The organism is Ruegeria atlantica (assembly GCF_001458195.1).
Lineage (GTDB): Bacteria > Pseudomonadota > Alphaproteobacteria > Rhodobacterales > Rhodobacteraceae > Ruegeria > Ruegeria atlantica.
On record NZ_CYPU01000011.1, the window covers coordinates 101274 to 116732 of the forward strand.

At 55.5% G+C, this 15459-nt stretch carries 12 protein-coding genes; 3 read left to right on the top strand and 9 right to left on the bottom strand.

Annotated elements, in window-relative coordinates:
- Positions 1 to 23: 23 nt before the first annotated feature.
- From drmA to drmC, 3 genes are read left to right on the top strand one after another with little or no spacing between them, the layout of a single operon-like run.
- Complete coding sequence (drmA, locus tag RUA4292_RS03020; RefSeq protein ID WP_058276238.1) at positions 24 to 3704, top strand: DISARM system helicase DrmA; 3681 nt, start codon at positions 24 to 26, stop codon at positions 3702 to 3704.
- Complete coding sequence (gene drmB / locus RUA4292_RS03025) at positions 3701 to 5542, top strand: MrfA Zn-binding domain-containing protein (protein WP_058276239.1); 1842 nt, start codon at positions 3701 to 3703, stop codon at positions 5540 to 5542. Before drmA ends, drmB begins: the two co-directional genes overlap by 4 nt.
- Positions 5539 to 6300, top strand: coding sequence for a DISARM system phospholipase D-like protein DrmC (drmC, locus tag RUA4292_RS03030; protein ID WP_058276240.1), 762 nt, complete (start codon positions 5539 to 5541; stop codon positions 6298 to 6300). The genes drmB and drmC overlap by 4 nt, the downstream gene beginning before the upstream one ends.
- 60 nt (positions 6301 to 6360) lie before the next feature.
- On the opposite strand, the gene RUA4292_RS03035 is transcribed toward drmC, so the two are convergent.
- The 9 genes from RUA4292_RS03035 to RUA4292_RS03075 form a co-directional block, all read right to left on the bottom strand.
- Complete coding sequence (locus tag RUA4292_RS03035) at positions 6361 to 6906, bottom strand: hypothetical protein (RefSeq protein ID WP_145974842.1); 546 nt, start codon at positions 6904 to 6906, stop codon at positions 6361 to 6363.
- A 213-nt stretch (positions 6907 to 7119) separates the two neighbouring features.
- Positions 7120 to 8463, bottom strand: coding sequence for an AAA family ATPase (locus RUA4292_RS03040; protein ID WP_058276242.1), 1344 nt, complete (start codon positions 8461 to 8463; stop codon positions 7120 to 7122).
- Positions 8456 to 9820, bottom strand: coding sequence for a PriCT-2 domain-containing protein (locus tag RUA4292_RS03045; protein WP_058276243.1), 1365 nt, complete (start codon positions 9818 to 9820; stop codon positions 8456 to 8458). The genes RUA4292_RS03040 and RUA4292_RS03045 overlap by 8 nt, the downstream gene beginning before the upstream one ends.
- A 12-nt stretch (positions 9821 to 9832) precedes the next feature.
- Positions 9833 to 10075, bottom strand: a complete 243-nt coding sequence (locus RUA4292_RS24360; protein WP_145974843.1) for a hypothetical protein — start codon at positions 10073 to 10075, stop codon at positions 9833 to 9835.
- A gap of 298 nt (positions 10076 to 10373) precedes the next feature.
- A complete protein-coding gene (locus RUA4292_RS03055; protein WP_058276245.1) occupies positions 10374 to 10943 on the bottom strand; it encodes a hypothetical protein in 570 nt (189 codons plus the stop codon).
- The gene (locus RUA4292_RS03060; protein WP_058276246.1) at positions 10936 to 12228 is read right to left on the bottom strand and encodes a tyrosine-type recombinase/integrase; all 1293 of its coding nucleotides are present in this window, start codon (positions 12226 to 12228) and stop codon (positions 10936 to 10938) included. The genes RUA4292_RS03055 and RUA4292_RS03060 overlap by 8 nt, the downstream gene beginning before the upstream one ends.
- A 613-nt stretch (positions 12229 to 12841) precedes the next feature.
- Positions 12842 to 14512, bottom strand: a complete 1671-nt coding sequence (locus RUA4292_RS03065; RefSeq protein WP_058276247.1) for a recombinase family protein — start codon at positions 14510 to 14512, stop codon at positions 12842 to 12844.
- Positions 14509 to 14913 (bottom strand): DUF2924 domain-containing protein, encoded by a 405-nt coding sequence (locus RUA4292_RS03070; RefSeq protein WP_058276248.1) that lies wholly within the window; start codon positions 14911 to 14913, stop codon positions 14509 to 14511. Before RUA4292_RS03070 ends, RUA4292_RS03065 begins: the two co-directional genes overlap by 4 nt.
- Entirely contained in the window at positions 14910 to 15140 is a 231-nt protein-coding gene (locus RUA4292_RS03075) for a DUF3489 domain-containing protein (RefSeq protein ID WP_058276249.1), read from the bottom strand. The genes RUA4292_RS03070 and RUA4292_RS03075 overlap by 4 nt, the downstream gene beginning before the upstream one ends.
- Between the last annotated feature and the right edge of the window lie 319 nt (positions 15141 to 15459).

Genomic DNA, 15459 nt, shown 5'->3' on the forward strand with positions numbered 1-15459 from the left:
TTACTCGGACAAATTGGGAGGACATGCAAAACAGTCTCAAAGCATTTGGTCTGGACGACTGGCGCAAAGTTCCAAAGATCGAAGACCACATACATGTTCGAGACGTGCTCGAAGGATCGGTGCGAGACGATCTACTGGGACCGGCGGGGGGTCCAGAAGAGTTCATCGTCGACATGAGTGTGCGCGATCGCTACCTCGTCGGCAAACTTGCTCCGATGACGCAGCTTCCCTCTAGCAAGGATAGACCAGAACCGACCAGTGCGTCCGATGAAGTACCCGACCTCGAGGAGGAGCGTTACGAAGAAAGGCGCCACGAGCCAGGTGCTGACTTTGCTTCCGTTTCCGGTCGGGTGGACGGTGAAGAGGATGCGTTAGACGAAGTCGACACGTCCAACAATCAGTCATTGATACCTTCGAGCCTCGGCATGACGTTCTGCGTTGCACCTGGTGTCGAGCGGATCGTCGTGGAAGCGCATTGGGGCCGGTACGAGCGCCTTTCGAGCGATGAACACGACTACGTCAAAAAAAGAAAGAACCAAGAGACGGGTGCCGATGAGGAAGTTCCTGCTCGGGTTTGGGGCAGAACTCAGTGCGGTGGAAACAAAGAACTCGACTTGATAGACGGCTCCATTCAGCCCTACGAAGTGGATCCAGTAAACGGGGATGTTCGGATCCAGGGCACCATCCGAACGAATGAAGCTGGAGAACGTCTGGTCACTCTGTTTTTGGTCAACGCTCAAACGGAGCCAGAGCAAAACAAAGATGAAGCGTGGATCTTCCAGCCTGAGCTGATCGTTCGAGGACCGGAAAACTCTGACGAAGGCTCCGTTTTTCGTCGCCGCCCCGCCACTGAAAACCTAGGTGACGACCCAGAGCGCGATCGACTCTCATTGATCTATCGGAACCGGCTGGAATTCGCGGTCGGGCATGGCGTTTCCGTGCATGTCGATGTCGACGATCTCGATAGAGCGCGTGCTTCGCGCATTCAAACCGAGGTCATTCCGCGGCAAGAAATCGAGGTTACGGACACTCCAGGGCTCGACCCTGACGATCGGCCAGCCATGCGACGCATGATCGACGAAGGTTGGCTCGACATGAACAACCTCGCAACGATGAGCGAGGACGATCTCAGAACAGCGTTGTCTTGTCTCTTGGACGATCATGCAGCTTGGATCCGCGAACAAGAGGGTCGGCTTGGCACTGAGATCCAGGGTTTCGACCAACCGGGCAGAGATGTCTTGGATCGCTGCGAGGAAACCAACGCTCGTTTGCGAGAAGGTATGGAACACCTCTTCAAAGATTCCAAAGCTCTGGAGGCCTTTCGTTTCGCCAATCTAGCGATGGCGAAACAACGTGTGCACAGCATCTACGCAAGAGAGCGACGGCGGGATGCAAAAACGCAGCTCCAACCTCTGGATGTTCCCAAAAACCGTTCCTGGCGCGCGTTTCAGCTCGCGTTCCTGCTTCTTTCGATACCTTCACTGGCAGACCCCAAGCATCAAGACCGCACGAAGCCATCTGCGGCTTTTGCCGACCTTCTTTGGTTCCCAACGGGTGGTGGTAAGACGGAGGCCTATCTCGGCGTGGCAGCATTTGCGATGTCGATCCGCAGACTGAAATCCGATCTCGGCGGCTTAGATGGGTCACGTGGCTTATCGGTGATCATGCGCTACACTCTGCGCCTTTTGACGCTGCAGCAATTCCAGAGGGCAACGGCGCTCTTGTGCGCTATGGAGACCATTCGACTGAATGATACGCAGAAATGGGGCGTCGAACCTTTCACACTAGGTCTTTGGGTTGGTAATCGCGTGACGCCTGGGACCACGACTGCGTCCAAAGATGCCGTTCAGAAACTCAAGACTGAAGGGGCCAATACAGCAGGTCTCAGCTCCCCAGCTCAATTGACCAGTTGCCCGTGGTGCGGTTCCGATATCGTGCCAGGAAAGCACCTCGAAGTGGATGCCGATTTGGGTCGGACCACGATCTACTGCGGTGACAAGTACAATCAATGTGACTTTTCCAAAGGTAAGTCCCACAATCGCGACCATCCGGGATTGCCGGTGAAAGTGGTCGACGAAGAAATTTATCACAGACCACCCACGATGATGATCGCGACAGTGGACAAGTTTGCGATGATGGCATGGAAGCCCGAAGTGGGGAACTTGTTCGGGAAAGCCGACCAGGAATGCGAACGGCACGGCCTCTTGTGGCCTGGTCATGATTGCGGAACAGGGCATACCAAGAAGGGCAAACTGCCCAAGGCGCGAGTGATGCCCGTCACGAGGCTCCGTCCTCCGGATCTCATCATTCAGGACGAATTCCACCTCATCAGCGGTCCCTTGGGAACGATGGTTGGGCTCTATGAAGCTGCGGTCGACGAATTGAGTACTTGGACGCTCGATGGCGAAACGGTCCGCCCCAAAATCGTCGCCTCGACCGCGACGGTTCGCCGAGCGGAAGAACAGGTTCGCAACGTGTTCATGCGGCGCGTCTCCATTTTTCCGCCGACTGGCCTAGACGTAGAGGACAACTTTTTCTCTGTTCAACGTTCGATTTCAGAGAGAGCGGGACGTCGTTACATCGGATTGTGCGCACCTGGCGCGTCGCGCCCGGCGGTTCTTATTCGCGTCTACACGGCATTCCTCACTGCATCGGAGTGGTGTTTCGAACGGTTCGGCGAAGTCGCCGACCCCTACATGACGCTTGTCGGTTATTTCAACTCGCTTAGAGAACTAGGTGGGATGCGCAGGCTGGCTGAAGACGACGTCAAGACACGTGCATTTCGTGTTTCGATGAGCCTCGTCGAACGACCGGGGCTCACACAGCGTTCGCTGAGAGAGCCAAGTGAACTGACGTCTCGTGTCTCCAGCCAAGACATCCCAAAATACCTCGACAACCTTGATCTGACCTTCAAGGCTGTGTTCGACGACAAGGAGGACAAATGGAAGCGTCATCGTTTGGACGGTGAAGACTACCCCACGGATCTAGTATTGGCGACGAACATGCTCTCGGTTGGTGTCGATGTCGACCGGCTTGGTCTGATGGTGGTGAATGGTCAGCCCAAAGGTACTGCGGAATACATTCAGGCTAGCTCGCGCGTCGGTCGTTCGTTTCCTGGATTGGTCGCGACGGTTTTGACCTGGGCAAGACCCAGGGACTTGTCGCACTACGAGAGCTTCGAACACTTCCATTCGTCTTTCTATCAATATGTCGAAGCACAATCCGTTACCCCTTATTCTCCTCGTGCAATGGACCGCGGATTGACGGGGGCGATGTTGTCGATGCTGCGCCAGGGGCATGTCGACTTGCGTGCCAACGACGCGGCTGGATCCATGACCACGTCTTCGAAGCCGGAAATGGTGGAGGTATCGAACGCGATCAGTGAACGCGTTTGGGAGGTCACCGAGAACAAACTGCGCATGAAGGAAAGCCAGAAGGAATTAAGAAAGCGTGCGGACGAATGGGTGAAAGAAGCCGGCGTCGCAGGGCGAACCCTCGTTTACAAGAAAAAGAAATCTGGCGGCACCGATTATGAAATCCTCGATGAACCAGGAAAAGCAGCATGGGGTAGGTGGACGGTGCCTATGTCGATGCGAGAAGTAGAGCCGAGCGTCGGGCTGATCATGACCGACGGCAAATCTCATACTGACCCGGATTGGGTCCCTCAAAAGAAGACCTCTGACCAAGGGGGAGAGAACCCATGAACAAAACGAGAGTTGGTGAGATCCGCCCTAGTCAATTGCTCTGGACATATGGCCCTGGCGCTTTGATCGACTTGCCCAATATGTCGGTGATCACACTGGGTATCGATCAATGGGACGAAACGCGTTGTGAGGAAGTGCGTGAAAGTAGGCTGCTTTCAGCTGTGACCAAGGTGATGGGACCTCAAGTCGAAAGCCTCAAAAAGCCTCCCATGACAGACGAAGAACCGACGAGCCCGATGCATGCCGCTGCTTTGGTAGGTGTGCCCGTGAAACCCTTTCCACGGTGGCTTCGTTGCGTCAAATGCGGGTTGCTATCCCCCTACGATGCAGGGCTGTTCGACCTCAAAAAGTCTCCCTACCGGCCGGAGGCAACACGTTTCGTTCATAAGGGGTGTACGGGCTCCAGGGGGAACCTGAACCCGACGGACGCGGACGCAGTCCCGGCAAGGTTCCTGCTCGCCTGCCGTGCTGGTCATCTCGACGATTTCCCCTGGCACTGGTTCGTGCATGGCGGTCCAAGTTCATGCAAAGGCACGCTCAGGTTCTACGAAAGCGGAGCTTCACTCCAAACGGAGAACCTCTGGGTCAAATGTGATACGTGTGGTGCCTCCAGGAACATGGCTCAAGCGAGCGGCGAAATCGGTCGTCAGAACCTACCGGCATGCCGCGGGCGTCACCCACACCTAGATACATTCGAGGGCTCTTGCGACGAGGCACCCCGAGCGATCAACCTCGGTGCAACGAACGGATGGTTTGCCGTTTCCCTTTCCGTCTTGGCGATACCGAAGAAAGGCGACTCGCTGGGTCAGCTGATCCAGGATGGATGGAAGGTCTTCGAGAAGTGTAAAAACGAGATCGAGCTCGAAATACGGGTCGACACGTTGAAAGACATGGGCACTTTACCGGGCATCGAGAATTACTCCATGGGCGAGATCTGGAAGGCGATAGAAGCACTCCGATCTGGTGGCGACAGTGAAGACCAAAGCGACCTGAAGCACCCCGAATGGGAGGTTTTCACAGCCGATGAGATTCCTGAGGGTGCGAATTTTCTGGCCGAAAAGGTGGGCGTGCCCTCGCAGTTCAACAAGGCTATCGAACGAACCGTCTTGTTGAAGAGATTGCGTGAGGTCAACGCCTTGTTGGGTTTCACGAGGGTGGAGGCGCCTGAAGAAGGCGCAGGAAGCTCTGCTGCTCCGAGAGCGCCGTTGGGGAAAGGCGCTCCGACTTGGGTGCCGGCCTTCGAAGTGCATGGTGAAGGGATCTTTCTCAAATTCGATACCAAAGCATTGGAGGCATGGGAGGCCAAAGATGCGGTCAAGCGCCTCGATGAGCGCATGCAAAAAGGCTACCGGGGTTGGCGTCAGAAACGTGACCTTGATCCAGATGAGGGGTATTTGGGTGTGCGCCACGCAATGCTTCATACACTGTCGCATCTCTTGATCAGAGAACTGGCTCTAGAATGCGGTTACAACGCCGCCAGCATTCGCGAACGCATATACGCGGACACGGAGGACGGTCGCGACCAAGCGGGGATTTTGATTTACACTGCAGCAGCGGACTCGGACGGAACCCTTGGCGGCCTGGTCGACTTAGGACAACCGGCGCGCCTAGGTCCCATTTTGGACCAAGCGCTCCGCAGAGCTCAGATCTGTGCATCCGACCCCCTTTGTTCGGAACACGACCCTTCCAAGGACCAATCCCTTCACGGTGCTGCATGCCATGCGTGTTGCCTCGTGTCGGAAACGTCCTGTGAGGTGGGCAACCGCAACCTCGACCGTGCATTGGTGGTTCCAACTCTGGAAAACCAAGATGCCGCATTTTTTGGTGACAGCCTGTGACCAAACTCGAAGATGCGACCGCGGTATTCGTTGAGCTTTTGCCTCCAGCGAAGCTTCGTGTGATTGCCGATGCAATCGCCAAGGCCGCGGTCGATCCCAAGACCCATGCGGTCATGTCTTTGGTGGAAACGGCCAAAGCAAAGTCTGCGTTGGGGCGCTTTCTCGATGCGCTCAAAACCAGTGGACTGGATGGCAACGCCGGATCGTTACTATTGAAGTGCGCGAGTCACGTAAGGAGCTCGACCGAGAACGAGCAAAAACTCGAGCTGGCTATGACAGGGCCGGATAGTAACGCCGTGGCGACGCGACGAACGGAGCAGGTCTTGCTGGATATGATCCATGAGGCCAAAAACGAGATCGTATTGGTGGCCTTCGTTGCGCAAGACAGACCAAAGTTGATTTCCGCATTGAAAGAGGCTGCGGCAAAGGGCACCGAGATCAAGATTTTGCTGGAAGCGGCAAAAGAGCATGGCGGAACGCTGGACGAAGACCAAACCGCCATACTCAAACGTGAGTTGCCAGAAGCCCGATTTCACCGATGGAACGTCGAAGGCACGAAATTCCAAGGTGGCAAGGTGCACGCAAAAGTCGCGGTCGTCGATGGTAGAGTTGCCTTCGTGACGAGTGCGAATTTGACTGGACACGCCATGGAATTGAACCTCGAAGCTGGTGTCCTCGTGCGCGGGGGTGACATCCCGAGAGACTTGCTTCGCCATCTGGGAGGACTCCTGGATGCAGGCTTCATCGACCAGATTTGATGATGTCGGCTGATAGGGGTGCCTGGCCCAAGCAAAGAACTGGACAGAAACACTCTGGTGTCATTTCGCGAGCGCGGTTCCCCACGCAAATCCGAGTTCTTTCATACGTCGTTCAGGTGTTCGATCGGAAACCGAAGCCGTGCCATTTCTGATGAAGGTGTCGAGGTCGCGCCTGAGTTCTTCCAATTCGAGAGTTCCCCGCATTCCCCCTACTTTCGTGATGAGATCGACGAAACTGTGCGCGTCTCCGAGGGGTATTTCGCCACGGCCGACGGCTGACAGGACTTGCTCTCCTAGAGACACGAGATCTTTGGGATCCGTTGGGTTTTGAGGCAGCTCCACTTCCATGAAGCCCAATTTTTTGTCGCCCCGAACACGATCGATCAACCAGGCTGCTATTCGTGTGTCGCCAGACTCGAGGCCTGTTTCGATGGTCGAAATGGCTTGTCCGACCAGACGCTCCAATTCTTCACTGGCGAGCTTGGCAGCGCGCGCCTTCAGGCCATTTGGACCGGGAGGGCGTCCCGGGGATCGAGGAGGTTTGTGACCTTTGACGAAGCGACCACTTTCATCCCTTTTTTCATTTGGTGTATCGATGGGGGACATAACCGTCATTTCCCACTTATTTGCCTCTTTGGCGAAGCGATTGTGCGTCGGAAGATTTCGGCTGGAAGTGTCGCAGAATCTAATGGGGTGGGTCCACACCACATACACCATGAAGCCCACGTTTGCGGCGTTCGTGGTGCTCGAATTTCGCCCAATAGCCCCACGAAGCCCACAACTACCCAAGGGTTGTGGGCTTCGTGGGTGACCAATCGATTATTTTTTTCTTTTTCGATTGGGGTTCCAGACCATTCCTTGGTTCTGGCAGAGCTTACCTTGGGCAATCAGGTCCTTCAGTGCCCGGACGACGCTGTCGCGGCGCCTGTCGTCCTTGCCGTCTTCCGGAGGGGGGAGCTTCCCTTTGGCCAAATTCAGCAGCTCGTTGGCGTCAATCACCGTGAACGACCCTTCCTCGGGCCACCCCGGTCCACTTGGGTTCGTGTCTTGGCTGGGTTCTGCCGCCAATATTTGAAGACTATCCATCACGATCACTTGGTTCTTACCTAGGCCCTTGGTTTCTTTTTTTGGGGTGACCTCATGGATTTCGAGATGGCGAGCGAATGGCGCCGAGATATTCTTTCCGCTTCGTGAAGTGCCGACCTCGATCGCAGAAACGTCGAAGGCGAATTCAATTCCAGTTTCTCCGTCACGTTGCTTCGTTGCTTCGATGCGACGGCCACCTTCCGCCTTGGAACATTTAAGCTCCGTATCTACGGCCCCGAGTAGCGAGGAATGACCTCGCATTCCTCTGTCCGCGTCTTTCCCGGAGTGGTGCACAAGGACGACGAGACAATCGGTTTCGTTGATGATCTCGTCCAGACTTGAGACGAGTTGTCCCATGTCGCCAGGCTCGTTTTCGTTTCCTCCGCCAAAGGCCCTGTTCAACGTATCGATGACTATGGCTCTCAGTGGAAAACCGAGTTCGCGGGTGAGATCTAGGGCTAGATCGATCATAGACTTTCGGTCCGAACCACTGCTACGCAGGTCGATGCCTACATTGAGGGAAACGAAGAGTGCGAGATCATCGACGCCGAATTCATTATGCTTTGCCGCGGCAACGATCCGGTTTCGAAACTTTTTGCCACCTTCGAGAGCGGCATATATGACGATGCCCCTTTGCACAGGCTTTTCTCGCCACGGTTTGCCGCTTGCTACGTGGAGCATCATATCGGTCACGATCACAGACTTCCCTGACCCTGGGGACCCATAGACTGCGGCGATTCCAGATAGGGGTAACACGTCATCGATCGACCAAGCTTCATCCAAATAGGGGTCCAGGTTGTCGCGTCCGATTACAGGCTTCAAGCGATTATAGGCGTCGCTTGGTAGTGGGTCCGGAACGTATGTCGCGCCTTCACGTTTGAACCTGAAGCGCTCGGCTCCATCCTGGACGACCAAAAAGCCGTCGCTCACTCGGACTTCGCCACCTTCTGTTTCGATTGCCGCTCTGACATCGGCTTCAAAGGATCCGTCGCTGTATGGGACCTTTGATATGACACGGAGCCAGTAGAGTGCTCGGTCCTCGCCCTCACGGGCATTGTTCGAGAACGGGTCAACCAACTTGCCACTCCCGCTTTATCCATCTCAGCGCGTTCGATCTTTGAGCAGGTGGAAGTGAACGTGCCAGAGCCATGAACCTTTGAGCCATGAGTTCATCGCGTGTTTCATTCAGTTCTTCCTCGCCACGTCGAAAAGCATCAGCCAGCGTTCGCATGCGCTCCGTTTCCTTCGCATGCGTGATCAGCTCGGCTGTGATTTCGTACCATCTTGCGCGTTCGGCCGTCAGTATTTCAAAAATCACGGACTCGGGGATTTCGGCAGAACGCCCGATTGCTTTGATCAGATGATCCGTCGCCATGTCACCGGCTCCGAGATCATTGAGCAGTGTGCGCGCCAATCGCCTCAAGTGTTCCTCGCTACCACTCGATGCCGCCAGTAGTGACCGTTCCATCGGGAAAATCGGCGGAACTCTACGATCGCGTCCTGCCCACCCCAGATCCCGTGCGAGGTACCAGAAGGTGCCAGATGATATCTCGCGGACGTCGCGAAAGCTGCGCCAGGCTCGTTCAGGGCTGTCTGGACGACCGCTGCAGCCATGGGCCTCACCCTTTTTTGACCAAGTGATCCAAGCCTCCTCGATCTCAGCAGCAAGGGCAAGGTCTTCGCTATGATCTGCGATGACGCGAAGCGACATTCCCATTCTGATCCACTCCTCGCGACCGCGGCCAGGGTTGGGGAGATCTACCAATATGGATGGAACATCGGATATGCTCGCCTGGTCCTCGGCGAGTATCGGTAGACGCACTGGGTGTATTTTGCGTCTGAGCTTGCGAAACCACCGTCGTATCGGATGAGCGGGCCCGATTTTCAGGGGGCTACTCAGATCCGGAACAAACTGGACGACCAATCCTCTCATGGGTTTCGAGTAGAAACCCAACCCATCGCGTTCACCGTTTAGATTTTCATCAGAAACGAGGCGCTCAGCCCACATCCTCACGCCAGTTCCAGATATCGACGACTCCCAGTAGGTGTCAGACTCTTTGATGAGTTCAAGGAGTTCAGGAGCGAGATCTCCAGTATCAGCTGATCTGCAATCATCGAGATCGATTCCAACGAGCGCTGAGCCGGCTCGGCAGAGATACCCGATTTCGAAACTCGAAACTTCAGGCTTGCCGTCTTCTGAGCGTATCGCATTGATGACCGTTTTCCGCGAATTCAAATCGTCGACGGCCTCCAGGACGCTTTCGAGGGTGTGCATTGCCGCTTGCTCAGATGCGATCGGCGAATGTCCGTTCCAGGCGTTGGCAGGGTGCTTTTCGAGTTTTCCAGCAGGTGATCTGCTGATCGCAAAGGCGAGCCAATTTCGCTCGCGCGCGGCCTTCTGAAAAATCGGGTCAGTGGGAAACCTGCGTACCATCTTCGATAGGTTTCAGCTTTGATCACGCGCCGGGGAGACGCGACGGCGATCATTCAATGCCGCTCGGATTACTTCGTCGACTGGCCAAACCCTCTGACCGCCGACCAATCTGGACTTGACCGCCAGAACCTCTACGAAGCGTGGCCCGATACTAGCGCCCAGTTCGTGAGACAAGATCGTCTGAAGCGTCAACCGATTGGCACGGCGGGGAAGGGGATCGCCGGGGCACCACAGTGACTTGAGAGGAGCCGTCATATCGTTTCCTCCGAACGGTCAATGCGTCCATTTACGGCATCTAACAATCTACTGCCTGGGATCCGACGTTCACCGTTCGGCAACATGAACACGCCGAGGTCTAGGTGACCTTCGTACAGCCACGAGTCGAGGGTAGACGGATCTACTCCTAGGTGACGCGCCGCAGTTGCTGGCGCGTAAGCATGATCGATACGAATACGGTCGCTGCGAAGAAACATGATGTGCCTCCAATTTTGGCTTCACCTCATGCATTGCGCAGTTCGAGTGTTCTCAGCAAATCGACTACCAGAACACCTAATTAGGGGCTGTCGTAGTATTCCTTGATAAAGACCTCGACGTCGCATCCCGATTTTTCAGCGCCTTCGATAAGCAAGAGGAACTGGTCGATCAGTTGCTCGAGTACCAAAGATCCACGACTGATTGGCTCTCCTTGCAAACCATTGGCGGCACTTTTGCTTTTTAGCCACTGAACCTCCCAGCGTTTGATCTGATCCGCACCCTTCTTTAAATCTGGATTCAACTGCAAAATCCGAGCTATCCGCTTGCGTGCTTCGCGTATACCGCGCTGATCTCCTTGGGATGAAAAATACCTTACAGCTGCTACGGCAAAGCAACGGCGCTCGATTTCCCGGCGCGGTTTTCGCTTATTGCGCCCTTCGAGTTCCCGATCCCGCTCTTCGCGAAGCTTGCCCAGCAAATCATGTCCGTCTGCAAGGTCGACGTCATCGGGAATCAGGCCTTCCATCAAACTCAATGCGGCATTCAGAATCAGTATTCCTCTATCTTCCGACGAGATCGCCGAGGATCGTCGAATCTTATCGGCTACCAGCAAGACTGCGAGTCTGAGTTCCGGCAGCTCTTCATCCATGATCGAACCACACTACGTTTTCCGGTAAAGTCTCCGACTCCCTAGGCCAAGAGCCATGTTCCACTGCATAGGCCACCAAGTTGGCCCAGGCTTCCATTACCTCGGTTTTCCGCCTTCTTCTCCGCGCCTGCAAATATGCCGCTCGAACTCCGTACCGGGTTTCGGATTGCCGATGGTTCAACAGTGAGTCCGCAAGATCTGGATCTCCGATGTCGTGTTCGGCGAGTTCGGATACGAACAATTTGCGCAAGGAGTGAAAATGAAACCGTTCGACCCCGCTCACTTTGCGAACTTGACCTGAAAAGCCTTTTCTCGCGTTGAAGGATCCTCGTCTTGCCAATTGGAAGACTCTTGCGTCGGTGTCAGGATCGAACAAGCACAAGTAAGCTCGAGGGATCGGCAAAGAAAAGTCGTCGCCATTTTTCGTACGCTTCCCGCTCAGCGTGACTTGGCCGCAAGAAACCTCACATGGTTCGAGCCCCGCCATTTCGGAAAGGCGTAGTGGAAGGAGTATCATTGCCTTCAAGAATCGACCGCGTGTTCCACCGATGGCATCGGCAGCTTGCCACAGTGCTTGCAGTTCTAGTGCGCTGGGCTTCCAAGTTCGTGGCGGGGGAGGAGCCGGGAGCCTGTCGATATGCGCGCAGGGGTTCGAAGTAACCATGTCCCGCGCCAGCAACCATTTGTAGAGGCGGTTCAAAGCACCATATCTCTGTCGGGCAGTGGCTGGTTTGGAGCGATGCTGATCTATGAGATCCATCACATGACGTTTGGTAATTGAGTTGATCCTTGCATCCTCGATGCCAATGTCCCGAGCCGATAAGATCAGCTGCATCCTTTCACTGGCCAATGACGAAGGCCGGCACGTCTTTTGAGCCAGATAGCGTTCTATGGCATCGACAAGCGAAAGGTTCATCAAGGCCTCCTCCGCTCGCCTTGCTGCTTCCTCTCGCTCGGCGACTTCTTTTTCGGCGAGCGGGTCTCGGCCCGAGGCGACCATTTCTTTTAGAAGCCTGACTTCCTTGCGCGCCGTATCGATGGGAGTTTCTTCCACGCCGCCGATCCTCACCCACTTTTGAGGATGCCTCTTGCCTTTGTTGTCTTTGCCTCGTTTTCGATAGGCATAGACCCAGCGACCATCACCAGTTGGACCGACGATGAGTGTCAATCCGCGGACCGGAAGATCTCGACTGCCGCTGCCATCGACGTCTCTCAATGTTATCTTACGATTGGATCTAACGGCAGTGGCGCGTGTTTCTTCGATGTCCGATCGCGTAATAGCCATTCAAGCCCCTCCCAATCATCATTTGGAACTTTCGGCCCAATCGCCGCCAAATGAGACCCAAGTGAGACAAATATTTACGTTTTCGAGAATTTGCACAACTATCTGCAGCAGAGTGCTGCAGAGTAAAACAGAGTCAACCATATGTTTTTATTTTAATAAACTTAGGAAAGAAAAAATTATGCTGTGTTTAGAGTCAATTAATGACAAGTCTGGTCAATCTACGAATCAAGGGGTCGGGGGTTCGAATCCTCCTCGGTCCGCCACCCACCCCTGTCTCATTTTCCCATGTCCGTTTTGGCTGGAATTCCCGCGTGTATTCCGTCGGTTGCGAGGTGCCGTTTTGCCCTGAGACGGACCGTGCTGCCGTTTCATCCGCAGCAATCTCCCTTTGTCTCAGTTGCCTGACTTCGCCGGTCCGTTTTCCCTGATAACAGCCAATTAACAGGGAAATTCCTGCATTTTGGTCGATTTCGAGGCTCTGCGGGTGGTTTTACGGGAGTAATAACAGTCGCTTACAAGGAAATTCCCTAGAGCACATAACAGGGAATTTATTCCGACTATCAGGGAATTCAGAGCGACCTATCAGGGAATGCAATTCGCTGAGCAGGGAAGGTCAGGAATGGGTTCCAAAGAGATGATCCTGATGGGCCCAATTGAGAGGAATGTTCCCGCGGACCAGTGTCTCGAGATTGAGATGTGCAGGTTGCGTGCCTTCCAGGATCGCTGTTTGCAATCCAGGCGACAGGGAGATCAAGGATGTGACGCGTCTGATGTAGCGTTCGGAATGTCCGACGCGCTGGGCGAGGTGCTTCAGCGGCTCGCCGGACTTCAGAGCCTCTGCCCAATCGTGCGCATTGCGCAACCCGCGGATCAGGGTTTGATCTGGGTCGGGGCAGCGATCGCCCGCGACAATACGTGTCTCCACACCTCGGCGTTTGCACGTGAAGGGTGTCGAGATTTCACAAAGCGCGGCGTTCAGTGAGGAGGCCTGCAGGTCTATTGCGTCGGCTACCGCGTGGGGATCGAGATCAATGGATAGCGTGTCTGGGTCGAGTGCGATCGCCCGGATCAGAGGGGCCGTGCGTTTGCAGCCATCTGCCTCCAGAGTATCGGCCAGTCCAAAAACGGCCGTAGCCGTGGCGTCCAATTTGCTCACGTCACAATTGTCCAGAACGGTATGTCGTTTTGCATGCTCGCGCAGATGGTCCGTGATGGCTTTAACGACAGCTGTCTCAAAACCTTTGGCCGGGAGGCGCCATCCCGTTGGATCGGTCCCGCCTGAAATCAGCCGATTGGAGACATAGTACCTCTGCCGCTTTCCATGGCGGGTCGTATGTGTGGGTGTCAGAACATCACCGGTCTCATCGCGCACTTTCCCTTTGAGTGGCGCATCCGAATTTGATGACTGGCCTGCAGGTGCACCGCGGCGTCGTGCGCTGGCAGATTTGAGGTGCCGCTGCACACTGTCCCAAAGAGGCTGATCGATGATCGCAGGGTGCTGGCCATCAAATGTCTGATCCTTGTGCCGGATCAACCCGAGATACACTGGGTTCGTCAGCAGGTGATAGATCTGGCCTCGACTGAAGGGTGTGCCGCCCTGGGTTCGGCCGGTTGCAAAGACATGGTGCTTGGAGCGTATCCCTAGCTCTTCGGCAGTTCGTACAACCGCATTAAGACAGCGGTGTGTCTCATAAAGCTGGAAGATTTGCCGAACCACTTCGGCTTCGTTTTCATTCACGACCAACTCGCGCCGGGTCTTGTCGGGGTGCGGATCATATCCCAGCGGTGGAATACCGCCCATCCACAATCCCTTCTTCTTGGACGCCGCAATCTTGTCGCGGATCCGCTCAGCGGTGACCTCGCGCTCGAACTGGGCGAAGGACAACAGCACGTTCAGTGTCAACCGCCCCATGGACGAAGATGTGTTGAAAGCCTGCGTGACAGACACAAAAGAACAATCAGCTTTCTCCAGCCGCTCCACCAGTTTGGCAAAGTCGGCCAGAGACCGCGTCAGCCGGTCGATCTTGTAGACCACCACCATGTCGATGCGTCCGGCATCGATGTCCGCCATCAGCTGCTGCAAGGCAGGGCGCTCGAGTGTCCCACCTGAAATACCGCCATCGTCGTAGCGCGCAGGAAGCATCTTCCAGCCTTCGTGCTTTTGGCTCGCGATATAGGCGGCGCAGGCTTCATGTTGTGCATCCAGCGAGTTGAAGTCCTGATCCAGACCTTCTTCAGTCGACTTGCGGGTATAGATCGCACAGCGGATTTTTGGCGAGCTCATGATTTCGCCGCTCCGTTCAGGCCGAAGAACCGCGGCCCCGACCAATGGGTGCCGGTGATCTCGCGGGCGATCCGGGAGAGGGAGCGGTATCTGGTCTCTTTCCATACAAACCCGTCGTCGGTTACGTCGACCACATGCGTTACTCCGTTCCATTCGCGCAGCAGACGGCCGCCGGGTTGTAACCCTGGGCTTTGGCGCCGGGCTGTCTGATCCGAGGGTTTGCGCAGCGCGGTTTTGGTCTTCTTGGACAAGCCGCCCATCTGCCGTGTCTGTATCTCAATGGCGAGAAAGCGGCGCATCAGGACCTTGCTTAGACCTTTGGGGACCGGGGTGCGAAAGATGTCAGACCAGGCGGCAACGAGGGCCGCTCGATCCATGCCTTCAATCTCTGCGACCGTCATGAGCGTGTCTCTGCCGTCTTGACGATACGGTACACCGTCTTGCCGGCCTTTCGTTCATCATCGGTGCGCTTGATAACGTGCCCCGCCTTTCGCAGCCCAGTCAACGCTGCCCGTACCGAATGGGCCTGCCAGCCCGTGGCTTTACACAAAGCCTCGACTGTCGCGCCTGACGGGCGCTCCAGCATGCCCTGCACTCTGGCGATCTTTGTCTGTTTGGGTTTGGTCATGTCCGTCTCCTCATTTTGAGGCCCGCAGATTGCAGGCCCGGTACTGAGGAGCGCCCGACAGTGCGTCGGGCGTGGGGGCACTGATGCGTGCTTTGCAGCACTAGTCCAGTGGTTTCTGGTGGTGTTTCAAACGAGCTTGAGAACTGCGCCGTGTGCCATACCCCCGTTTTTTGTCAACGATACCAGAACGTTAAAATTGAACCACCATCCGTGGAGGGTTGTGCGATGTGTCGTGATGCGCTATATGAAACTTGTCCTTCCCAACGAGGGGCGCTTCTGCCCCCACAGGCAGCACTCATTCGGTTCGGGATTAGTCCAG